Annotated in this window: 17 protein-coding genes and 1 riboswitch; of the genes, 6 read left to right on the top strand and 11 right to left on the bottom strand. The window is 48.7% G+C overall.

Features of this window, described 5'->3' with window-relative positions; all coding sequences use genetic code 11:
- Positions 1-2 precede the first annotated feature (2 nt).
- From recD to recC, 3 genes are read right to left on the bottom strand one after another with little or no spacing between them, the layout of a single operon-like run.
- The gene (gene recD / locus KGF88_RS13470; protein WP_153826886.1) at positions 3-1988 is read right to left on the bottom strand and encodes an exodeoxyribonuclease V subunit alpha; all 1986 of its coding nucleotides are present in this window, start codon (positions 1986-1988) and stop codon (positions 3-5) included.
- A complete protein-coding gene (gene recB / locus KGF88_RS13465; RefSeq protein ID WP_162014574.1) occupies positions 1978-5673 on the bottom strand; it encodes an exodeoxyribonuclease V subunit beta in 3696 nt (1231 codons plus the stop codon). The genes recD and recB overlap by 11 nt, the downstream gene beginning before the upstream one ends.
- The gene (gene recC / locus KGF88_RS13460) at positions 5670-9101 is read right to left on the bottom strand and encodes an exodeoxyribonuclease V subunit gamma (RefSeq protein ID WP_153826888.1); all 3432 of its coding nucleotides are present in this window, start codon (positions 9099-9101) and stop codon (positions 5670-5672) included. Before recC ends, recB begins: the two co-directional genes overlap by 4 nt.
- Before the next feature lie 174 nt (positions 9102-9275).
- Here recC and KGF88_RS13455 point away from each other — a divergent pair, with 174 nt between their 5' ends.
- The 4 genes from KGF88_RS13455 to KGF88_RS13440 all read left to right on the top strand — a co-directional run bounded on the left by KGF88_RS13455 (position 9276) and on the right by KGF88_RS13440 (position 11706).
- Positions 9276-9785, top strand: coding sequence for a tyrosine-protein phosphatase (locus KGF88_RS13455; RefSeq protein ID WP_153826889.1), 510 nt, complete (start codon positions 9276-9278; stop codon positions 9783-9785).
- A 72-nt stretch (positions 9786-9857) separates the two neighbouring features.
- A complete protein-coding gene (locus KGF88_RS13450; RefSeq protein ID WP_153826890.1) occupies positions 9858-10787 on the top strand; it encodes a rhodanese-related sulfurtransferase in 930 nt (309 codons plus the stop codon).
- Between the two features lie 89 nt (positions 10788-10876).
- Positions 10877-11350 carry a Dps family protein gene (locus tag KGF88_RS13445; RefSeq protein WP_153826891.1) on the top strand — a complete coding sequence of 158 codons (474 nt, stop codon included), beginning with the start codon at positions 10877-10879 and terminating at the stop codon, positions 11348-11350.
- Between the two features lie 158 nt (positions 11351-11508).
- Positions 11509-11706 (top strand): DUF3185 family protein, encoded by a 198-nt coding sequence (locus KGF88_RS13440; protein WP_110075505.1) that lies wholly within the window; start codon positions 11509-11511, stop codon positions 11704-11706.
- A gap of 96 nt (positions 11707-11802) precedes the next feature.
- On the opposite strand, the gene KGF88_RS13435 is transcribed toward KGF88_RS13440, so the two are convergent.
- The 6 genes from KGF88_RS13435 to ubiD all read right to left on the bottom strand — a co-directional run bounded on the left by KGF88_RS13435 (position 11803) and on the right by ubiD (position 19106).
- Positions 11803-13158 carry an MFS transporter gene (locus KGF88_RS13435; RefSeq protein ID WP_153826892.1) on the bottom strand — a complete coding sequence of 452 codons (1356 nt, stop codon included), beginning with the start codon at positions 13156-13158 and terminating at the stop codon, positions 11803-11805.
- Between the two features lie 58 nt (positions 13159-13216).
- Positions 13217-13996 carry a phosphotransferase gene (locus KGF88_RS13430; RefSeq protein WP_162014573.1) on the bottom strand — a complete coding sequence of 260 codons (780 nt, stop codon included), beginning with the start codon at positions 13994-13996 and terminating at the stop codon, positions 13217-13219.
- Positions 13978-14544, bottom strand: coding sequence for a nicotinamide riboside transporter PnuC (pnuC, locus tag KGF88_RS13425; protein ID WP_110075508.1), 567 nt, complete (start codon positions 14542-14544; stop codon positions 13978-13980). Before pnuC ends, KGF88_RS13430 begins: the two co-directional genes overlap by 19 nt.
- Before the next feature lie 9 nt (positions 14545-14553).
- Complete coding sequence (locus KGF88_RS13420; protein WP_110075509.1) at positions 14554-16704, bottom strand: TonB-dependent receptor; 2151 nt, start codon at positions 16702-16704, stop codon at positions 14554-14556.
- A gap of 55 nt (positions 16705-16759) precedes the next feature.
- Positions 16760-16870: riboswitch (TPP riboswitch) on the bottom strand.
- Between the two features lie 21 nt (positions 16871-16891).
- On the bottom strand, positions 16892-17596 hold the full coding sequence (gene fre / locus KGF88_RS13415; protein ID WP_110075510.1) for an NAD(P)H-flavin reductase: 705 nt from the start codon (positions 17594-17596) through the stop codon (positions 16892-16894).
- A 31-nt stretch (positions 17597-17627) separates the two neighbouring features.
- Complete coding sequence (gene ubiD, locus KGF88_RS13410) at positions 17628-19106, bottom strand: 4-hydroxy-3-polyprenylbenzoate decarboxylase (protein WP_110075631.1); 1479 nt, start codon at positions 19104-19106, stop codon at positions 17628-17630.
- A gap of 121 nt (positions 19107-19227) precedes the next feature.
- On the opposite strand from ubiD, the gene KGF88_RS13405 reads away from it, so the two are divergent.
- Complete coding sequence (locus KGF88_RS13405; RefSeq protein ID WP_110075511.1) at positions 19228-20208, top strand: endonuclease/exonuclease/phosphatase family protein; 981 nt, start codon at positions 19228-19230, stop codon at positions 20206-20208.
- A gap of 50 nt (positions 20209-20258) precedes the next feature.
- Here the strand turns inward: KGF88_RS13405 and rho are convergent, their stop codons facing one another.
- Together rho and trxA are read right to left on the bottom strand one after the other, a co-directional pair.
- Entirely contained in the window at positions 20259-21524 is a 1266-nt protein-coding gene (gene rho, locus KGF88_RS13400; protein ID WP_110075512.1) for a transcription termination factor Rho, read from the bottom strand.
- 228 nt (positions 21525-21752) lie between these two features.
- Complete coding sequence (trxA, locus tag KGF88_RS13395) at positions 21753-22079, bottom strand: thioredoxin TrxA (RefSeq protein ID WP_110075513.1); 327 nt, start codon at positions 22077-22079, stop codon at positions 21753-21755.
- 88 nt (positions 22080-22167) lie between these two features.
- Here trxA and rhlB point away from each other — a divergent pair, with 88 nt between their 5' ends.
- Entirely contained in the window at positions 22168-23439 is a 1272-nt protein-coding gene (gene rhlB / locus KGF88_RS13390) for an ATP-dependent RNA helicase RhlB (protein WP_153826895.1), read from the top strand.

Below are 23439 nucleotides of genomic sequence, written 5' to 3'. Positions count from 1 at the left end.
AGCTATAGCCCTCCACTGCGGGAAATTTTGCGTTTTACCGCCTGTATGATGACCCAAGGATTAGCGCAAACCAAACTCACTCGAGTTTTGCCGCGTGTGATTCCAGTATAAAGGAGTTCTTTACTTAACACCGGCATATCTCGGTCTGGCAGCACCACCACGGTATGCGCAAACTCCGAGCCTTGCGACTTATGAATCGTCATGGCGTAGGCGGTTTCAACAAAACTCAAACGACTAGGCACAATCCAACGTATTCCTTGGTCGGCGCCCCAAAATACCACTCGCAGCGGCTCATCGGGTCGCCGCTGCAACACGATACCCATATCACCGTTACGCAGATTCATGCTGTAATCGTTTTGCGTTATCATCACTGGGCGGCCGTAAAACCAACCATCCACATGCTCTAAATCACCGTGCAACCAGCGAATCACTTGCTCGTTCAAGCCCTGCAGGCCCCACTCGCCAACCCGCGTAGCTGCTAACAATTGAAATTGCCCTAACTGGGTTAGAACGATTCGCGCCCAGTCATCAAATTCGACATCGGTGGCGCTAGGTGCGGGGCGCTGCTGTAACAGCTCTGACAAGCCGCTCAAGCCTTCGAGTACCAGCTCTTTAAACGCAGGAGCGCGTGCTGTCTCAACCACCAACAGGTCAATGTTATCTAACTGCTGCTGTTGGGCAGTTGCTTGCTCTTGGCCGTACATCCAATCATTTAACCAGCCCACCTGTTGCTGATTGACCTCGTTGGCTAATTTGCCAATGCCTTTGTTGGGGTCAAAACGACGGCTCACATGAAACATTGCCGTATGTTGTAAGTAAGGCCATTGCTCTCCTTGCGGATCCATTTTATCCATCGGCAAAGGTTGCTCTGAGGTTTCATTCAGCCAATTGGCGGTAGCGTCGCTATAATGCCCATGCTCAGCCTCTCGACAAAGCTGTCCCAACACAGCGCCAGCTTCAACACTAGCCAGTTGGTCTTTATCGCCCAGCAAAATCAACCTGGCATGTGCGGGTAAGGCATCAACCACCGCAGCCATCATTTCAATATCAACCATTGAGGCTTCATCAATGATCAACACATCAGCAGCTAACGGGTGGCTGTGATTATGTTTGAAGCCACGCTGCTGCGGGAGCGAGCCTAACAAACGATGCAAGGTAACGGCCTCGGTAGTGATCTCTGCCTTCAAGCCATCACTGCAATTAAGATTACTTAACTCGGTGCTAATAGCTTCGCTCATTCTTGCGGCTGCTTTGCCGGTAGGCGCTGCGAGACGCACGCGCAGCGGTTGTTGCTGCTCCCGCAAACGCTGTAAGGTAGCAAGTAGACGTACTACCGTATAGGTTTTACCGGTACCGGGCCCGCCGGTAACAATCGTAAAACAGCTACGCATGGCTAACGCACAAGCCAAACGCTGCCAACTATACTCGTCCGCTGCAGTGAGCGGCCCAAATAACTCATCCAGCACCTGCTTGAGGGCAGCGCTATCCACCGACGGCTGCTGCCGCATACGTTGTCGCAAATCATTTTTGATGCTTAGCTCATAATTCCAATAGCGACGTAAATAGAGCCTTCCGTTCGGCGCTAACACTAACGGGCTATTCGAACTCCCGATCGGTGCGGCGGGGTCTTCTGGTAACACCTGCAGCAATTTACTACGCATCGGAATGCTGCCGTAATCTCGAAAGTACAAACACACCAGCATTGCTGGCCGCATGCAGTCCTCTCTAGCCAGCGCACTGGCGTGTTCAGGTGGCAACGCTAAGGTAGTTTCAGGGTCATAGAGTAAGCCATGCAAATCTAAACAAGGATGACCTCGCCCCAGTTGATGACTTACTAATGCGCCGAATAACACCAAAATTTCTTCGTCAGGGCCGGCCAGCTGCTCTAAGTACTTGGCCAGCGCTAAGTCGATTGAGCGAATCCAACCCTGTTCATGCATTGGCTCAAGAATCTCAACCACAGATAACTTCATCGGGCTATTTGCCATGGGTCACCTCCGCTGTGCTCATTGTGGTGCCCATAAATAAGGCTTCTAACTCAAGAATTAAGGCGCGCGGTGGACGGTCGTAAAACGCCCCGCCATGATCGGTTTCATACCCCCGCATAAACAGATAAACAGCACCACCCACATGAGTATCGTAGTCATAGGCATCACCTAATCGTGCTTGTAACAGTTTATGCAGGGCCAAGGTATAAATCACGTACTGCAAATCGTATCTGCTGGCTAAAATTTTATCCCGCATAGCCGTTTGGGTATAAGCTTCCGCATTCGCCCCAAGGTAATTTGACTTATAATCAGCGACATAATATTTACCATCAAATTCAAATACTAAGTCAATAAAGCCTTTTAACATGCCGTTCAATTTTGCCGGTAATAACAGCGGGCGTTGATGCCCTACTAGCACGTACTTACGCACCAAATGGTCAATACTCTGTGCCGACACACTGCGAGCCTCAAACCAAAACTCAGGCTCAGCCTGATAGTTTGTTAAATCAGCTAAGCGAAGCTGATGCTCGCCTACCTTAAACGGTGTCTTCAGATAGTGAACCAGCCAGTGGCCCAGCATGTCGGCTTCCTCCGCCCACGTTTCAACTAAGCTTGCTTGTTCTGCCAGCTGGTCACCCAACTCAGTAGATGCCGCCACAGTGGCAAAACCCTCATCGGCAGCTGTTTCTAGTAAATGGTGTAAAAAGGTACCCGGGCCAGCGCCTTTCGGAAAACCATGAATGGTTCCTAGCACTGGCGCTTGCTCGAATAACTCGCTGGTGAGCCCCACTGGGCTAGTTTCAGGGGCATCGTCGTATCGGCCCTCGAGCACATTCAAACCATCGGAATCATCTTCAACCAAACTCATTTCGCCATATTTCAAGGCACTGTAACTGGCCACCCACCAACTTTGCAGTTGATATCCAGCTGGCATCCGACAATGCGCTAGCTGCGGTAGTTGTTGCAATGGCGGCTGATAAGTCTCAAGGGAGCTGCTAGCGGTAATTTGTTGTACCGCAGCAGTGCCGGGCAACAGCAGCCCACTCAGTTTTTTGATGGGGCCGTTAAAACCACCCAGAATATAATGTAGGGCACTATTCTTAAATTCTTTAAAGGGTGCAATCCCCACAAATGTGGCGTATTGCGCCCGCGTGGCTGCCACATAAAGTTTGCGAATATCCTCGGCTAAACGCTCTCGCTCGGCCGCTTCAATTCCCTTTTCATCCTGCTTATCGTAAGCAAAACATAACTCACCATTAGCGTCGTGATAACTAGCCGGATACTGCACCCGAAACTGCTTCGGCCAGACGTTGCTGATAAAGGGCAAGAAGACTAACGGATACTGTAATCCCTTAGATTTATGGATAGTGATCACCTGCACCAGTTGGCTGTCACTTTCAAGTCGTACTTGTTGTTCTGAGCTATCGGTGCGGCTGTCACTTTGTTGCGCCAATTGAATATGTTCGGCTAAATAGCGTAGCACTCCGGTCATGCCTTCAGTCACCGCAGCATGCTGCTGCAACAATTCGGCTAAATGCAATACATCGGTTAACTGACGCTCACCCTGTACCTGCTGCAGCAGCCTAGCCGGCACTTTAAAATCATGCAGCAACCGCTGCAGCATCGGCAACACCCCTTGTCGCTGCCAACGTTGATGATATTCGAGCATCTGATCGGCTAATTGGTCCCAGCGCAATTCATCACTAAAATAGTCATCTAGCTCAGCTAAACTTAGACCCAATAATTGGGTGCTTAATGCTGCCCGCACTAGGCCAGGATCACGAGGTTGTGCACAGCCTTGTAATAAGGTGAGTAAATCAGTAGCCACCACGCCGGCAAACACAGAGTCGCGATCCGACAGATAGACACTTTGCACTTGGCGCTGGCGCAAGGCATCACGCATGAGCCGAGCTTCATTGGCGCTATTAACAAGCACTGCAATATCACCTGGTTGCACCCGTTGCACGGCGCCATCCGCAGCCTTAAAACCGCTGTCTGGGTCATTCAATAGCTGCACAATAGTAGCCGCAAAGTGTTGCGCCAAGGCTGTTTTACATTCGCCATCCGAGGTCTTGTCAGCTGGGTCATACATGGCAATCTGTAACGCTGCCAGTGGCTGTTGTGCTGCCACAAAAGTGCGCGATAGACCATTTGCCGCCACTTCGATAAAAGGTACGGGGTTGTCGGCACTGCTGGGGTCGGCAAACATGAACGCACCCAGCGGCGAGGACTCCGCCTGCTTAAATAACCCATTGGTGGCGGCAACCATGGCATGGGTAGAACGAAAATTCTTAGCTAAGGTGTAATGACGCCCAGTGGTAGCCCGCCGCGCCTTTAAGTACGTATAAATATCAGCATTACGAAACGAATAAATCGCCTGTTTAGGGTCGCCGATCAAAAACACCCCGCACGGGTCGGCGGTATGAGCAATATCGTAAACCCGATCAAAAATATCGTACTGTACCGGGTCGGTATCTTGAAACTCGTCAATCATAGCAACGGGAAACTGCTGCTTGATGGTGCTTGCCAAGAGCGGTCCCTGCTCGCTGTGTAGAGCTCGACGCAGACGCGTGAGCATGTCATCGAAGCCCATTTCCGCACGCTGACGCTGTAGCTCGGCAAAACGTTGCTGCAACCAATGAGCCGCATGTTGTAGCAAGGGGGTCTTGAGTTCGGGCAATTTGGCTACCGCTTGCTGCAAATCAGCAAATTTCTGCCAGAATGGATGTTCTGGAACGCCACTAGGAACCACCTCGTCCATGCCATCGGGTGTTAACCGCACAAATCCGGACTCTGGCTTTAGGCTAGGTTGCAACACCAATTGCCCAGCCGCCAGTTGCTGCGCCCAAGCTAATAACTGTTGATGCCATTTAGCTACCGACGCGGCTTGAATTTTGTTCGCATTCTTGAGTTTACCCTCAGTGCGCAATTGCCCAATGATTGCGACAATGTCATCACTCCATTTAGCCCAAGGCAGCTCTAAAAAAGTGTGTTTTAGTTGCTCAATTTGCTCGGCTTGTTGCTGCAATAATTGATGCGGTACAACCTGAGGTAACAGCTCCGTATGAGCCACTAACTTTAACGCACGTTTTAAAAGCTCTGCGGGGGTCGCAAAAGCTTCAATAAAAGCTTGATAAAGCGCCACTTCGTTGGCCGCTAATGGAGCAATAAAACTGCGCCAATAGTCCTGCGCTGTTTGTAGCCAAAGCTCCTGATTGTCGGTATTCAGCTGCTGAGTGAATAAACTGCCACTCGCGAATGCATGCTCTCGCAACATCCGATTACACCAGCCATGAATCGTATGTACTGCGGCTTCGTCCATATTTAGAGCCGCCTGCGCTAACAATTGTGCAGCCGCTGGCAAATCCGTTTGCTGCTCACGTAAGGTCACTAGATAGTCTTTGTCGGTGCCGGCCTGGCTATCGCGAAAATATTCGGCCGCCTCACTTAAGGTGGCACGAATACGATCACGTAATTCTTCGGTGGCCGCTTCGGTAAAAGTCACCACAAGAATCTGCTTGGGTAGCAACCGACGCTCGAGCACGAGACGCACATAAAGAGCTGCGATGGTGTAAGTTTTACCGGTACCGGCACTGGCCTCAATCAGACGACTGCCCACCAGTGGCATAGTTACAGGATCTAAACTAATAATTGCGGGCGATGCGGTAGCTTGTTCCATGCTCATTCACTTTCTCCTGTGTCACCTTCATTACCATGGCCAATTACGGTTAACGTGGCAAACCAAGGTAAATACAACCGCTTGACCCACGCCAGCATCTGTTGATCTGCCACTAACTCAGCATAAGTTGGATAAAACCGTGCCACGTACCTTTTACTGGTGACCAACGCCGCCACTGTTCTATTGCCATCTTGGTAAGCCTCCTCGGCATCATCATGCTCCAGCTCGAGTTGTTCTGCGTTGAGCATGTTAGCTAAGGTCTTATGGTGAGCAACTAACCCGGCAGCAGCAGTTTCAAGCTCCAGCGGTAATGGCCGGGTTAAGCCTTCTGCCACCGCCGCCAAAATATTCTGCAGTTGTACCTGTGCATTAGCCGTAGGTAGCGGCGCTAAACTTAAACCACCAATCGGCCCTAACATGAAGGTTTGCGTGGGCGCCGCAGTATTCAGCAAGAGATGCTCAAGGTAACAACGCACGGCATGCTTTAAGCGTGGTTGTAATTCTTTACCTATTGAGTGCACCAGTTTTGATGGGCTCAAGATCAAATGTAAGCGCTCACCCACATGATTTTGCCGCAGTCCCTGAAAGGTTTCACTAACCGTCAAGGGTGGCGTTAATTCGGTACTCTGTACCCTGATTGTTTGCACCGGCACCGGCTGCTTATACTCGGTTAACAGTGGCTGCGCTTGGGCGATGATGGCTTGTACTTGGGCCGCGATATCCTGCTTCATGAGCTCACCAGCAGCCCCTTGCGGCAAGTTACCTTGGCGCTGTAAACGTGCCAGTGCTAGTTGCAAGTACATGTGACAATGCCCTGCATCAGCTGACTGCAACAGCGGTTCGTGCACCGCTGTCAGCGCCTCTTGCGTTAATTGCCAGCGGCTTAAGCCATCCAGCACAAAACATTCGTCATCCTTTGCCGTTAACTGTTGTTCACGTAGATACACCCCAAAGCGCAAGTTCATCAATAACTTGGCCGGCTCTTTAAAAAAGTCCGTCAATTGGCTTACGGTAAGCTCACCCTCTTGGACAAAAGGCGGCAAGGTCACTATCGGTTGATTGAGCGTATCGGTTGGCTCGCTATGAACGACCTGCCACTCTTCAGCAAAGGTAAACCACTGTTGGTACTGCGGTTGGTTGGCTTTAAAATAAGCGCGACTAAACGGCTGTAGTTTATGTTCTTGTACCCACGCATAGGGCCCCCATAGACGCTGCAAGTGTTCTAATAGCTGGCTCACTAACACCGAGGGTGGCTTTTCAGAGTTATCGCGAATACTACGCCCGTGCCAGCTGACATAAAAACGCTCACGCGCAGATAGCAGAGCTTCTAAAAATAAGTAGCGATCATCCTCTCGACGAGAGCGATCACCAGGACGAAAATCTCTCGCCATCAAATCAAAATCAACGGGCTTTTGCGAGCGCGGATAATCACCATCATTCATCCCCAACAAACAAACGACTTTAAACGGGATGGCACGCATCGGCATCAGTGTTGCCACATTCACACTGCCGGCTAAAAAGCGTTGATTTAACTGCGGTTGATCAACCTCACTCAACCAACTTTCAGTGACCACTGTAAGCGGTATAGTTTGCATAAAACCGGCTTCGTCGCAAGCTTGCAACCATTGCTCTAATTGCTGTCGTAACCGCTGCAAGAGAATTTCATCGGCATCACTGCTAGCTACAAATAAGCTGGTAAGCAGCCCAGCTAAATACTCGGTCCAATCCAGTGGGGTACGCGGTTGTTCAGCGGCATTAAAATGCGCCAAGAGGCGATCAATAAACAGTAATAAAGCACCAGCCGCTTCGGCTTCAAGACCAGCCACATCGGCATAGGGTTCGGTCTCTAGCCACTCACTATTTAGCAGTGGGGTTGCTCCGGTTGCGTAACCCAGCAGCATCCGCCGCAAGCCAAACATCCAACTGTTACTATCGCTACTGGGCAATCCTAGCGCAGTCCGATGCTCAGCCGCCAACCCCCACCGGATACCGGCTTGCTCTATCCAGCGCTGCAGCAGGGGTAAGTGTTGCTCAGCCAAGCCCAGTTTGGCGGCCACCGCTGGTACTTGCAGTAAGTCAATGATGTCACTGGCGGTGGCTCGTTGTTGCCGAATCGCCAACACATAATCTAGCGCAATCAGGATGGGATGCCGATGACGCTGACCTTGGTCGGCAATAGTGTAAGGTAAGAAACGAGGATCGCTGCGCTCGATACGCCCAAATACCGCATCGATATGCGGTGCATACAAGTTAATATCTGGCACCATCACCATCACATCGCGCGGCTGCAAGGTTTCGTCTTCGGCAAACCAAGCCAACAACTGATCATGAAGCACTTCTACTTCACGTTGTGGGCTGTGCGCACAATGAAACTGCATGGCCTGCGGCTGTTGTAATTGCGGCCACTGCTGCTGTGACTCAGCCACGCTGCGCAAGTGCAGAATATCGTCTTGCAGCATGTTTAAAACACTAGGTTGTGGCGGCAAGCTGTGCGGAAAAATATCAGATTTTAGATAATTAAGCTGTTCGCGTACTGCTGCAGACTCATCGGCAAGCTCTAGCAAGCGAATGTAATCGCGGCCTTGCTTGCCCCATGCTGCTAGCAGTGGATTGGCTTCAGCATGCAATCCCTCTTGCTCCAAAATTCTCTTATTATCAACAATATGGCTCCAATGCTCAGCACAAGGGTTGTGCACGCACAAAATCACCTGCACACACGAGCTCAGCGCATTAAATAATTCGAGTAACTGCTCGGGCAGACTTGAGATACCAAAGATAATCACTCGCCGCGGTAAGTTCTTGGGCCTACTGGCGGCAGTGAGCTGTTGTGCCGCTTGGATGAATTCGCGATGCAAAGTAGCCCGGTTATTCCAACGTTGGTCTCCAACATCGGCCAGCAAATAGCGCCATAATAGCGGCTGCCAACGATCGTCAGCATCCACCTGCACGTCGGTACTGCTGCCATCGGCCCAATTATCTAACCAGTCAGCCCGATACATTTGATATTGATCATACAAATCCGCCAAGCGCTGGCTTAGCTGTAACAACTTACGCTGGTCACTATCATCTTTCATATAGCGTTGCAGCACCGCAAATTCCGGCTCGGCCAAATGCTGTGGCAAGATCCGAAATATCCGCCAGGTTAGACGGTTTTTATCAAAGGGGGACGAGGTGGGTAGTTGATCGCCAAGCACGGCCCGATAAGCTCGCCACTGAAACCGCGCGGGTAACGTCACCTCTAACATACTAGCGATGCCCGTGGTCTGTGCTACATGCAACTTCAACCATTGTGCAATACCATTCGATTGCACTAAAACAGTCTCGGTTTCTAGGGGCTGCAAAGGATAGCGCTGAGTCACACCAACCACTAGATCGGTTAGTTCCTCTAACCTATGGCTGTGTACAACAATCATACCTGGCGTTATTTCACTCATTTGATATCCTTAAATTATTCTAACCGTCATCGTACCTAAACCCACTACTGTAAACTAGCATGATTAAACGACATTATGCGTCGCCTACTTAGTATCACCCCAAATAAGGTAGCGATAGTAAGTTAAGCGAGCCTGGTTTAAAGTGATCTTGAATCGTAGTGACTTGGAGCTAACATGAAAATCATCACCCTACTTGCCGCAGCAGTCATCTTCACCAGTGTCCTCAGTGCATGCGCACCAACGCCAGCGACGCCAGCGCCAACTCCGCTAGCTGATGTGTTGCAACCAAGCCCCGACCGCTATGTCAGTGGCCAGCCGACCAAACAACAGTTGGCTGCATTACAGCAGCTAGGTGTGCGCCAAGTCATTAATTTACGCTCTGATGCCGAAGTTGCTGATCACCCTGAACCCGAATGGGCCGCCGCACTGCAATTAAATTATCAGCATTTACCCATTCGTGGTGCTGCTGATTTAACCCTAACCAAGGTACAAGCCTTTGATCAGCTTTTAGCTACGCCACAACCCACCCTACTGCATTGTTCCAGTGGCAATCGGGTTGGTGCGATGATGGCATTACGCGCTTATTGGCTGCAACAAGCTAGCGCTGAGCAGGCTTTACGCATTGGCTATGAGCATGGTTTGGGTGATTTAGAGGATAGTGTGAAACAGCTGCTTCAAGATTAACTTTATGCTAGACTATGCGCGCATTTTTTGACCTCGGATTTACGTTCCGAATCGCCAATAAAAGGAAATCTTATGTATATTTGCGCCGCACTTTATAAGTTTGTGGAATTTAACGATTTTGCTGAATTTCGCGAGCCCCTCTATCAAGCCATGATCAGCAACGACGTTAAAGGTACTTTGCTGTTAGCCCGCGAAGGTATTAACGGTACTATTTGCGGTACCCGCACAGGTATCGATAAGGTCCTTGATTTTTTACGCCAGCAAGCTGTATTTGCCGATCTTGAACACAAAGAATCGCCCAGCGATACCCAAGCTTTCTACCGTACCAAAGTGAAGCTTAAAAAAGAGATAGTCACCATGGGCATCGACTGGGTGGATCCGAAGAATGTGGTGGGCACCTACGTAGATCCGAAAGATTGGAACGCTCTCATCCGCGACCCTGAAGTACTGCTCATTGATACTCGTAACGACTACGAATACGCCGTCGGAACTTTTGAGGGTGCGATCAACCCTAAAACCGAGAGCTTCCGTGAATTTCCTGAGTATGTGAAAGAGCACCTCGACCCAAGCCAACATAAAAAGGTTGCCATGTTTTGCACTGGTGGCATTCGCTGTGAAAAATCTACAGCCTATTTAAAATCACTTGGCTTTAACGAGGTATACCATCTTAAGGGCGGCATTCTTAAGTATTTAGAAGAAGTACCCGAAGAAGAAACCAGCTGGCATGGTGATTGTTTTGTGTTTGATCAGCGCGTGACCGTAAGCCATGGCTTGAAGCAAGGCAACTATGATCAGTGCTACGCTTGCCGCATGCCGATTACTGCTGAAGAAATGCAGTCAGAGCATTACGTTAAAGGCGTTAGCTGTCCTCATTGTCATGACAAAACCAGTACTGAGCAAAAGCAACGATTTGCTGAACGCGAAAAGCAAATTCAGCTGGCAAAACAACGAGGTGAACAGCACATTCGTGATGGCAAGTTAGAGCAGTTACAGCAGAATTAAGCCGTTTCTATTACCCTTGAAAAGGTCTATACTCGGTCATAGATAGAGTGATAGAGAAAGTTTTTTCTTAGCGTAACAAGGAGTCATAGATGAAACAGCTGAACGTGATTGGCTTAGACCAAAAACATTCTGAACAGCTTGCTGAACGGTTAAATCAACTACTGGCCAACTATCAGATTTTCTACATGAATGTGCGCGGCTTCCATTGGAACATTAAAGGTAAAGAGTTCTTTGAACTGCATGCTAAGTTTGAAGAAACCTACAACGAGTTGTTGCTGAAAGTAGATGAAATTGCAGAGCGTGTTCTAACCTTAGGCCAGCGTCCGCTGCACGCATATTCTACTTACATTGAAGCAAGCGAAATTCAAGAATCTAAAGATATTCATGATGGCAAGGCTTGTGTTCGTGAAATTCTTGATAGCTACAAAGTCACTATCCGCTTGCAACGCGAAATCCTTGAGCTTGCTAGCGAAGCCGGTGATGAAGGTACATCCTCATTGATGAGTGACTACATCAAAGAGCAGGAGAAAACTGCTTGGATGCTCACCTCATACTTGAGCTAACAGTATTTGTTTACTAGCAGCTAGTTAAATGAAAAATAAAGAAAAGCCCGACACCAATTATTGGCGTCGGGCTTTTTTTATAAAAAAACCTGCTATGCTTACAACTGCTGTACGATAATAACAAGAGCAATAATTAAACAGACCATAAGGAATAAACTATGAACAAGCTTATCGGCATTGTCTTACTAGTGGTTGGTATTATTTTGTTGTATTTCGGCTGGGAAGCCTATAACTCGGCGGCATCGGAGCTCAGCCAAATGGCAACCGGAGAAACCACAGATAACGCGATGTGGTATCTGATTGGCGGCGCTATTGCAGTTATTGTAGGCCTCTACGGCATCATTCGTGGCAAATAACTGAACACAGCTGCGGTGAGTACTTGCTGGCGAGCAACCAGCTCGGCTCACCGCCACTTTTGGCCCACAGCCAAAACGGCGAAGGGCAGCTAGTCATTAATCTTGTTGCACATTAGGTAACCGCCAAGCCCGCACGGCCGCTAATAGGCCTAAACCAATCAATGTGAGCATCACTGCTTCAATACCTAACAGGCTATCTACTACACCTAACAGCATGCCTAACAATAAAACCACACCAATAACTGTGTTCGACACCGCAGTAAACTGGGCACGATTATCCTGCGTTGCCATATCCACCAAATAAGTTTTACGGCCCACGCGAGCCCCATGATGAGCTACGGCTGCAGCAAAGATCAGTCCACCGCCTACCCATGGCTGGGCTAACCAAGCCGGAGCCAAAGTCATGACCGCCAAAGCTATTGCCATAACCGCTGTGGCTAATAAGGCGGCCACTGACATCACCTGCTGGCTAGCGCGATCGGACCAGCGCCCCCAAAACCGACCTGCAAGTAAACCAGCAAGCCCGCTCGCCAACATCAAACCGCCCAAACTCGTGAGTTGCAAACCATCACCCCCTTGCTCGGTGCCAGCCATTTGGATCATCACCACCAAATATGGGATGGCAAAGGCCGAAGCCACCAGCAGCGCGCGGGTTATTACAAACTGACCAAACTGACGGTCTTGCCACAATAAACGTAACGATTTCAGTGCCTCAACTAAAGCATTACCGCCCCCTTCGGTGGCACCTGGTACCTCTGGTACCGCAGCATAAATCAGCGCAGCGCACAGCCATAGGAGCGCAGCCGCACCCAGTAACGCTGCAAACAACCACTCACTAGCTTGATTGTCGCTACCTACCTGGGGCACCCCAATAATCACTAACGCAGTTAACAGCGATAGCAGCCCAGCGATTGAAGCCGCCAAACCTGTTAGGCGACCGCGTTTGGTTTTAGAAATGGTTTTACCTTGCACATCTTTGATAGCAACGGAACAGACGCCCCGGGCAATGCTAAAGAGCGTAAGTAACATAATGACGATCCAGCCAAGCAGCTCGCCCCGAGTAGTAAGGACAGCCACCAACATACCCACCAAAGCCGCGGCTTGACCAAGGCTACCCGCTACCCAAAACCATTTTCTAACAGGGGTCTGCCGCAGTTGCTGGGCAATAATTAATTGCGGTAAAAGAGCCAACGACTCACGTAGCGGCACCAGCGCACTGATGAAAAAGCTAGGCGCACCTAAGGCGGTTAACATCCACGGCAGCACCAGCCGAGCACTTACTAAAGAATCACCCAACTTAGTTAGGGTAAGTGCCCATAAATGAGCTAAAAAGGCTTGTGGTTGGTCATTACAGGCGGCGTCGGGGATATCTTTGCACACGCGCGCATCTTCATCTTCTGCTAGGTAGCCATAGAGTTTGTTTGTTAACGACTGCTGCTCGGTACTACTCATAATGGCTCCTTGGTTGACGATGTTAGCGGCCCTAGCGGCCTAACACCGGCGCGGCCAATTAAGTATGGCCTTGTAAGTTATGATGTAATTCATACCATAATTGGCTGACAGTTTCAGCCAACTGCAGCCAATCGGCTAATTGTTGCGAGTGAATATGAATACCAGCAACACCTTCGTAGCTATGAATAAAAGCTCGTTGCTGAGTGTTATCAAAATCGTTGGCCAACATGCTATTCGCCAAATCAAAATAGCGTTCACCCATACCCGCATATTCCCAATCGATCACCTGTAACTGCGGACGGGTAAAAACATGATGAAAAGCTAAGTCGTTGTGACAAAAAACCGGGTTCATACCAAAGCAGTCAATTAACTTGCGTTGCTGCCCAATACGTTTACGAAACTGGCGCGCGCGCTCTTCATCATAACGAGCTAAGGCATCACAATAGATTTGTAACCGCGACCGCAACGACCACACCGGCACATCAACTTGCACCCGATGAATTCTGGCACTCACCTCGGCTAAGCGCTGGATTTTGGTGCTCATAGCCAAGGTGCTGTGAGCTAAATCATCGCCGCTAATAAACGGCTGTAGTAGCAATCCCTGAATGGTATCGTAATAGAGAACGGCGGGGGCGAGTTGTTGCTCGGCGAGTTGTTGTTGTAACGCTACTTCTTGGTCGCGATTAAGACCGTAAGGATGATCGTAGCGGAAATGCTTTAACACATAACTCTGCTCGGTCGTGATAATTTTATACACGTCGTTAGCAACCCCTTTGAGAAGGGGTTGCGTATCTAAAACACCATGAATAGGGAGGTTAGTTAACCACTGCTGTTGCATGCTTGTTGTTGTCCTTGCCGCCATTGCCACATTGCATAAACTACCAAAACTAAATACACCACATAAAGCCCAGCGGTTTGCTCAAATCCCTTAATGGCATATAAATAAATATAGGCGCTATCAATCACCAGCCAATACACCCAATTTGAAAATAATTTGCGCGTAAGAAGCCAAGTGGCAAACAAACTATAGACAGTAGTATAGCTGTCTAGCCATACTTGGTCAGCTTGTGTGTAGGTTTGCATCAACCAAGCCAAGAGTGCCGCAACCAGCGCCAGCAGCACGCCAACAATGACATGCCAACGCCAACTATACCCTACTTGAGTAGCAGCACTATCACTTGCCGTGCCATAGCGCCACTGCCACCAACCATAACCTGCCAATAGCACATAGATGGCTTGTAAGGCACTTTCTAAATACAGCTGCACATGAAACATCAGCCAGGCATAGATGGCGCAACTTAAGGCGCCAGCTAACCAACACCATACCGACTGCCGAGCCGCCAACAGTAAATACAGAAGTGCTAGAATAATCGCCAGGATTTCCATCCCTTGCTCCTAAAAACTATAGCTTGCGGTGAAGCCCACACGTCGTGGCTCACCCCACTGCTCATAGGTTTGTGGCGCATATTCAATTCTTGGATCATTGCCAAAATAGAAGCCGCGTATACCATAGTCTTGGTCACTGAGATTACGCGCCCACAGGCTCAAATGCCAGTCTGCTAACTGCCAATCCACACTGGCGTGCCAAAGTTGTACAGCAGCACTACGACTATTATGCGAATCTGAATAATAGAAGCTATCTTTGTAGTCTGTTTGCAGCGTCACCGACAGTTGCTCTAATGGCTGCCAAGTGATGCCGACATTGGCCTGATGATTTGGTGCATAGGCCAATTCACGACCACTCATGTCAACCCCATCTTCGGTCACAAAGCCTTGCATGTCACTTTCTAACCAGCCCAATGCAGCAAAGCTCTGTAACTGCTCCGTAAAGCGATACCGTAGCTCTAATTCCGCACCATAGCTATTGCCACTGGCAGCGTTTTCAATGTAACCAACAAACTGCTGTTGTCGATTAATCCAACTCTTAAGCTGTACGTCATTACGGTCTTGGTAAAACAAAGCTGCATTAAACAACAGGGTATCGCTATCGTTGATATATTTGTAACCAAGCTCGTAACTGGTGAGCAACTCAGGTGCAAAGGTAGCCCGCTGCTGCAGGAACTGGCCCAACTCGGTATCTAACTGACCACTCACCTTACCCAGCGCCTCACCATTCACCCCACCCGTTTTATAGCCACGCGCTAGGGTGCTGTACCACATGCCACCCGCTGGGGTTTGATAACTTAAACTCAGCCGTCCGCCCCACATAGAATCACTCGGCTTAGCTGCCACCTGATTACTATCCTGATAAGGATTACGATAACGCTCTAAACGCAGCCCGGTAGTGAGTTGCCAGCGATCGCTTAACTGCTGAACCAGCTCACCATAAAGGGCGAGGTGCCGGCTTTGATAAGAACTAACAAAGCGATCTTGCTGGTCAATATCCCAGTTCATAAAATCTCGTTGCATGTCCTCATCACGCTGATAGGCATACAGCCCTAACACCCAATCTGTTGGTAAGCCCAGCCATACTTGAGGCTGTGTACTTAACCAACGTACTTCTACACTATGGTCTTGGCGCTGCCGTTGATAGCTATCTACCGAGGCATATTCCCATCCCGGCGCAATCCCTGGATAGCTCCAATCTTCGTCATAACTGTACTTACTATCAGCATTAAGATAACTGTAAGCCAGCAACAACTCGCTGTATTGCCAACCCGAAAAGGTTGCGGCAAAGCGCACTGCTTGCTGGGTTAAATCATCTTCTCCAGGTTGGTCGGCATAACTTTGCCGGGTATTATCCAGGCTAAAGGCATCGTAGCCATTATCTTGCCGATAGCTATGCAGGGTAGAACGTAAACTCCAATCACTGCCTAACTCGGTAAAAACATTCAAACGTACTGCACGTTCGGAACGCTGTTGGGTATCGTCTCGTTGCAAATAGAGGTTTTCGGTAAAACCATCATCCCGCTGTTGATAAATACTTAAACGCGCGTCGCCCAAAGCACCAACCGCCCCACCCAGCGCTAGGCCAGCGCGGCGACCACCGTAGTTTGCAATGCCGAGTAACCACTCGCCACCATGTTCTGCTTTAGCTCGAGTGCTTTCTAGCACCAACATGCCAGCCATGCCATCAGCACCAAAGCGGCCACTTTGGGGACCACGATAGATCTCAACTTGGCTAATATCAAACAATTGTGCGGCTTGGCCTAACCCACTGTAATTAATACCATCAATAAGTAAACCAACGGAAGGATTAATAGGGTCAACAAACTGACTACGCTCACCAATACCACGAATTTGAATAAATCGTGCGCGCGAGCTCCCCCCTGCAAAATTAACGTTAGCAACGCCTTGCAGTACTTCATCAAGATGCATAGCGCCGCGCTCAGCCACCATGCTTGCGCTAATAGTGGCGACACTGGTAGGGGTTTCATTGACCGTTAGCTGCCGAAATTGACCTTGCACGCGAATACGCTCTAACTCGATAGCAGCGTCATCAGCGGAGGTTGGCTGCGTGGCCTCAGTGGCGGCATGGGCAAGACTAGTGACTAGGGTAAAGCCTACTAACAGGCTCGAAACAACAGGTACAACAGAGTTAAACATTGGATTATTTCCTTAAAACACATAAGAAACAATCCGGCTTGGCAGGTCTATAATGGAGGTTGTTAGCTACCATCCCTACGCCAGTATTAACCGGATCAGGTGCAAAGGGTTCGCAAGTTGCATCTCAGCCAGTCGTCGTGAACGACCGGCACCCCTTGGTAATGCGGACAAAGTATAACAGAGACGCTTAGATAAAGGCCAGAGCATCGCCGTAAAGTTGGACCAGTGGTAAGCCATTGGCATGAAATTCGTCGCGAATAATCCTTACCATTTCAAAGCGCCCAGCAGCATAAACATCGGCTTCGCCAAGATCACTTTGGTCGGTTAGCACGGCTTGGTGAACCAAGCCAGTAAGTCCCGTCCAAGTGGGCTCTGGGTATTGCACCACAGGGCGGTAATAAAAATGAGGATAGGCTTCGGCTAACGCTTGCAATTGATCATGCAAATAAAGATCAGCGCTGCTACGCACGCCCCAATACAAAGTGACTGGACGAGTTGATTTGCGCTGTAAATGTGCCTGTGCAATAGACCATGCGTAAGAAAACCCGGTGCCTCCAGCAATCAAAATAAGCGGTCGAGTACTTTGCGTATCATCACGGTACCAAGCGTCGCCGAGCGGTCCTTCAATCTCGATACAGCCGTTGTTGCGCATGCTTTCAAGCACCTCATAGGCGTACTTATTCTCTGGCGTAGCACCAATATGTAACTCTAACAGACTGCCATCTGAGGGGCACGAGGCGATCGAGAACGGCCGTTTATCCCGCTCCCCCATCACTACTTGCAAATATTGCCCCGCTTTAAATTTCATCGCTTGCGGCGGTTGCAGTTGCACGCGATACACAGCGGCAGTCAAAGCTTCGATGGCCGTTACTTGGCACAACATGGTTTGCATCACATTTTTCCTATATCTATGTTGTAGGTGTTTACGGCTGAGTATTAAAGATATCCAGCTCATCCCACAATTGGTCTACCCGGGCGCGGACTTGCTCATCCATCACAATTGGCGTACCCCATTCTCGTTGGGTTTCACCTGGCCATTTATTAGTTGCGTCCATCCCCATTTTTGAGCCAAGCCCTGATACTGGTGAGGCAAAATCCAGATAATCAATCGGGGTGTTTTCTATCAACACCGTATCGCGTGCGGGATCCATCCGAGTTGTCATTGCCCAGATAACATCTTTCCAATCACGGGCATTGATGTCGTCATCACAAACAATGACAAACTTGGTGTACATAAATTGGCGTAAGAAACTCCATACCCCCATCATCACTCGTTTGGCGTGTCCGGCGTATTGCTTCTTCATGGTCACCACCGCCACTCGGTACGAGCAGCCTTCTGGTGGCAGATAAAAATCAACAATTTCTGGAAACTGTTTCTGCAGTAACGGCACAAACACTTCGTTAAGCGCCACCCCCAGCACCGCCGGCTCATCAGGCGGTCGTCCGGTATAAGTACTATGATAAATGGGTTGCTTACGCATGGTGATATGCGTCACGGTAAAGACAGGGAAATCATCCACCTCGTTATAATAACCGGTGTGATCGCCATAAGGTCCTTCTGGAGCCATTTCGTCAGGCGCAATATAGCCCTCTAGAATAATTTCGGCATGAGCTGGTACTTGCAGAGTGTTACTAACGCACTGAGTTACTTCGGTCTTGCCATCACGCAACAGGCCAGCAAAAGCGTACTCTGAGAGCGTATCTGGTACCGGCGTAACGGCGCCAAGGATGGTCGCAGGGTCGGCTCCTAACGCCACAGCTACTGGAAAGTTTTCGCCCGGATGACGACGTTTGAACTCTTGAAAATCCAATGCACCACCGCGATGCGACAACCAGCGCATAATGAGTTTGTTTTTACCCAGCACCTGCTGTCGATAAATACCTAGGTTTTGTCGTTCTTTGTGAGGACCTTTGGTTACCGTCAAGCCCCAAGTTACGAGCGGAGCTACGTCGCCTGGCCAGCAATGCTGTATCGGCAACTTGGTTAAATCCACTTGCTCACCCGTTAAGACCAACTCTTGGCACGGTGCCTTTTTCAGTTGTTTAGGAGACATGCTTAGCACTTTCTTATACAACGGCAACAGATTTAACGCATCTCGAAAGCCCTTAGGCGGCTCTGGCTCTTTCAAAAAAGCCAATAACTTGCCTACATCCCGTAACGCTGCTACTGAGTCTTGCCCCATTCCTAGTGCGACCCGTTCAGGTGTACCAAACAGATTAGCTAACACCGGAATATCGTGGCCTTTCACGTTCTCAAACAACAATGCTGGACCGCCCGCCTTGAGCGTTCTGTCAGCTATTTCTGTCATTTCTAGGTAGGGATCAATCGGCTGCTGAATACGCTTCAGTTCGCCTCGTTGTTCCAATAATGCTATAAAACCACGTAAATCTTGATATTTCACGGTGACACTCACTATTTGCATGGGTGCTGTAAAAGCAATTAGGCGCGCAGTATAAATGTTTTTGATATAGTTTTCAGCGATAGCTGTTTTTCTACCAAGGAATTCTACCAAGGATAATCAAATGCTCGCATTTTGGATCATTTCTGCACTAACGCTAGTGCTCGTGATAACAACCTTAGCGCCATTTTCTAGTAGTAAAGTATGGTGGGTCAGAATCTGGGATTTTCCGCGTTTACAAGAAACCGCCATCGCACTCTTCTTATTAATCGCTAGTGCAACTTTTCTGCCTGCCCACCAACCCAGTACCTGGGTGCTAGTAGCGCTACAACTAGCTTGTGGGGCTTGGCATTTGTGGTGGATTTTTCCCTACACTCCTTTTGCTGAACGCACCGTTGCCAGATATCGACGCAAGCATGAGCCGAGCATCAGTGATCATTTACGGATTCTCACGGTCAATGTACTCGAGCCCAATCGCAATGCCATTAAACTCCTGAAATTAATTCATCAACACCGTCCCGATATTGTTGTAGCGGTAGAAACGGATGCTTGGTGGATGCAACAACTTGATGAAATACAAGATCATTTGCCTTACGTGCAGCGCTGCCCGTTAGATAATTTATACGGCATGCTGGTGTATTCTAAATGGCCGTTAGTGGATGCTGAAACGCGCTTTATGGTAGAGCCACAAGTGCCCTCGATGCATTTTACCTTGCAGTTACCCAATTCACAGGTACGCATGCACTGTGTACACCCCGCACCTCCTAGTCCTACTGAAAACGAAAAATCGCGCGAACGTGACAAAGAATTGCAAGCGGTGGCCCGCATCGCCTTAAATGAAACCGGCCCGGTGATAGTTACGGGTGATCTCAATGACGTTGCTTGGTCACGCTCAACCCGCACTTTTATGCGTATCAGCAAATTATTAGACCCTCGGATGGGACGCGGTATTTATAACACCTTTCATGCCAAAATCCCGTTGCTACGCTGGCCGCTCGACCACATTTTTCATAGTCCCCACTTTATGCTGGTGAAGATTAAGCGCTTACCAGCGTTTGGTTCCGATCATTTTGCGTTGCTTACGGAGCTGGCTCTGAAAAAATAAAAAAGCCAGCAAGGTAAGCTGGCTTTTTGCTAATAACTAAGACGAGCGACTTAGCTCTTTTGGCGTTTCATCGCTTCAAAGAATTCATCGTTAGTTTTGGTCATTTGCAACTTATCAATCAAGAACTCCATCGCTTCTGTTTCACCCATTGGGTGTACAATTTTGCGTAGAATCCACATCTTCTGTAGCTCTTCTTGATTGGTCAGTAACTCTTCGCGACGGGTACCTGAACGATTAAAATCGATCGCTGGGAAGACTCGTTTTTCAGCAATTTTTCGGTTTAAATGAAGTTCCATGTTACCGGTACCTTTAAACTCTTCGTAAATCACTTCATCCATCTTCGAGCCGGTATCTATCAACGCGGTAGCAATAATGGTTAAGCTGCCACCTTCTTCAATGTTACGGGCTGCACCAAAAAAGCGCTTGGGTTTATGTAACGCGTTCGCGTCCACACCACCGGTGAGCACCTTACCAGAGCTAGGAATCACGGTATTGTAGGCACGCGCCAAACGAGTAATGGAGTCGAGCAGGATAACCACATCCTTTTTATGCTCTACCAATCGCTTAGCTTTCTCAATCACCATTTCAGCGACTTGCACGTGGCGGCTAGCTGGTTCATCAAAAGTTGATGCAACCACTTCACCTTTTACCAAGCGATGCATCTCGGTGACTTCTTCTGGACGCTCATCAATTAGCAATACCATGAGTACACAATCGGGATGATTGGCCGCTATTGACTGCGCAATGTTCTGTAATAGTAAGGTTTTACCAGCTTTCGGTGGCGCAACAATCAAGCCACGCTGACCTTTACCTATAGGCGATGCTAAATCTAATACCCGTGCAGTAATGTCTTCCGTTGAACCATTTCCACGTTCCATCCGCAGACGTTCGTCAGCATGAATCGGAGTAAGGTTTTCAAAAAGGACTTTATTGCGGGAGTTTTCAGGTTTGTCGAAGTTTACTTCACGGATTTTGAGGAGAGCAAAATAACGTTCGCCTTCTTTGGGCGGGCGAATCTTACCCGACACCGTATCACCCGTGCGTAAGTTAAAACGACGGATCTGGCTGGGCGACACATAGATATCATCAGGGCCAGCTAGATAAGAAGAATCGGCCGAGCGCAAAAAGCCGAAGCCATCTTGCAAAATCTCAAGCACGCCATCGCCGTAAATATCTTCACCGCTTTTGGCATGAGCTTTAAGAATAGCAAAAATAATATCTTGCTTGCGCATCCGAGCCATTGATTCTAGGCCCATAGTTTCTGAGAGCTGCACCAGCTCGCTGATTGGTTTGTTCTTTAATTCAGTTAAGTTCATAGGGGGGTAATGACTTTTGTGGCCAATAAAAAATTGAGTTGTTTAATTTAGGGATTTCGACTGCTTCGGATACCTGAAGGCTGGCACCCTGAGAAAAGTTATGCGAAGAAAAGTAACACCTAAATCGAAAAACGTCCAGTTTTTCGTCGATTTTAATAAAAAAATAGCGAAATGACCCACTCAAGGTTGCCTTGGATCAATCTAAGACAACCTTAATGGGCCAAACAATTACAGATTTTGCTCAATAAACTCAGCTAACTGAGCTTTTGATAAGGCACCCACTTTAGTGCCAGCCACTTCACCATTTTTGAACAGCAACAGGGTTGGGATGCCACGAATACCGTACTTAGGCGGAGTTTGATTGTTGTGGTCAACGTTTAATTTACCCACAGTGATGCGATCGCCAAAGTCGTTGGCAATCTCATCTAGAATAGGTGCAATCATTTTGCATGGGCCACACCACTCTGCCCAAAAATCTACTAAAACTGGTTTGTCTGAATTAAGAACATCGCTCTCAAAACTTTCATCACTTAGCTGAACAATTTTATCACTCATGATAATCTCCGCTGCTGAATACGCGTGAAATAATAAAACACTATTATTTCTGTTTTTGAATGTTAGCGCAAACTGATATGCTTACGCCATGAGTAAAACACATTTGACAGAGACACGCTTCGCCGATCTCGACCTGCACCCGCAGGTATTAGCCGCGCTACAAAGCGCTGGGTTTGAACATTGTACACCTATTCAAGCATTAAGCTTACCGATTGCCCTAATCGGAAAAGACGTTGCAGGACAGGCGCAAACCGGTACAGGTAAAACTTTAGCCTTTTTAGTCGCTACTTTCACCACGCTGTTAAACAAACCGCGTACTGGTGACCAACGTTATCCGCGTGCCATCATTATGGCGCCTACGCGTGAGCTTGCCATTCAGATCGCTAACGATGCTGAATTGCTTGCCAAACATTGCGATATGCGTCTTGGCATTATTTATGGGGGCGAGGGTTATGAATCTCAACGGCAGCAGTTAGAACAAGGCGTTGATATTCTGATCGGTACCACGGGTAGATTAATAGATTACTGTAAACAAGGCATCTACCAACTGGATAAAATTGAAGTGGTGGTGTTAGATGAAGCCGATCGCATGTTCGATTTAGGCTTTATCAAAGACATTCGCTACATGTTCCAGAAGATGCCACCACCTAAGCAGCGTCAGAGTTTGTTGTTTTCTGCCACGCTATCGCAGCGGGTTCAGGAACTGGCTTACGAGCATATGAACTCACCTACTAAAGTTGAAGTAGAACCTTTACAAAAAACCGGTACGCGTATTACCGAGGAGCTTTTCTACCCGTCTAAGCAAGACAAAATAAAGCTACTACTTACGCTGATTGAAGAAGATTGGCCCGAAAAAGCCATTATCTTTGCGAATACCAAACATACCTGCGAAAAAGTATTTCAATGGTTGGAGGCTGATGGTCACCGCGTGGGTTTGCTGACGGGTGATGTACCACAACGTAAGCGCTTGAAGATTCTCGAGCAATTTACCTCGGGTGAGCTTGATTTCTTAGTAGCTACGGATGTTGCCGCGCGTGGCTTGCACATTCCTGAAGTGAGTCATGTCTATAATTACGACCTCCCGGATGACTTTGAAGATTATGTGCATCGGATTGGTCGAACCGGACGCGCTGGAGCTAGTGGTAAAGCGGTTAACTTAGCCTGCGAAGAATACGTCTATAATTTGCCAGCCATTGAAGAATACATTGGCCATGCAATTCCAGTGACTAAGTATGCTCCCGAGGCTCTACTTACGGATCTTCGTAGCCCTCGTACCAGTCAACGTCGACCGCGTGGTGGTCGTCGGGGTGGCAGCCAACAACGGCGACCACAGAATAACCGCAAACAAAGTCCGCGGTAA

It is taken from the genome of Idiomarina loihiensis (assembly GCF_024584785.1).
GTDB lineage: Bacteria > Pseudomonadota > Gammaproteobacteria > Enterobacterales > Alteromonadaceae > Pseudidiomarina > Pseudidiomarina fusca.
This window is presented reverse-complemented; position numbering and strand designations above follow the sequence as displayed.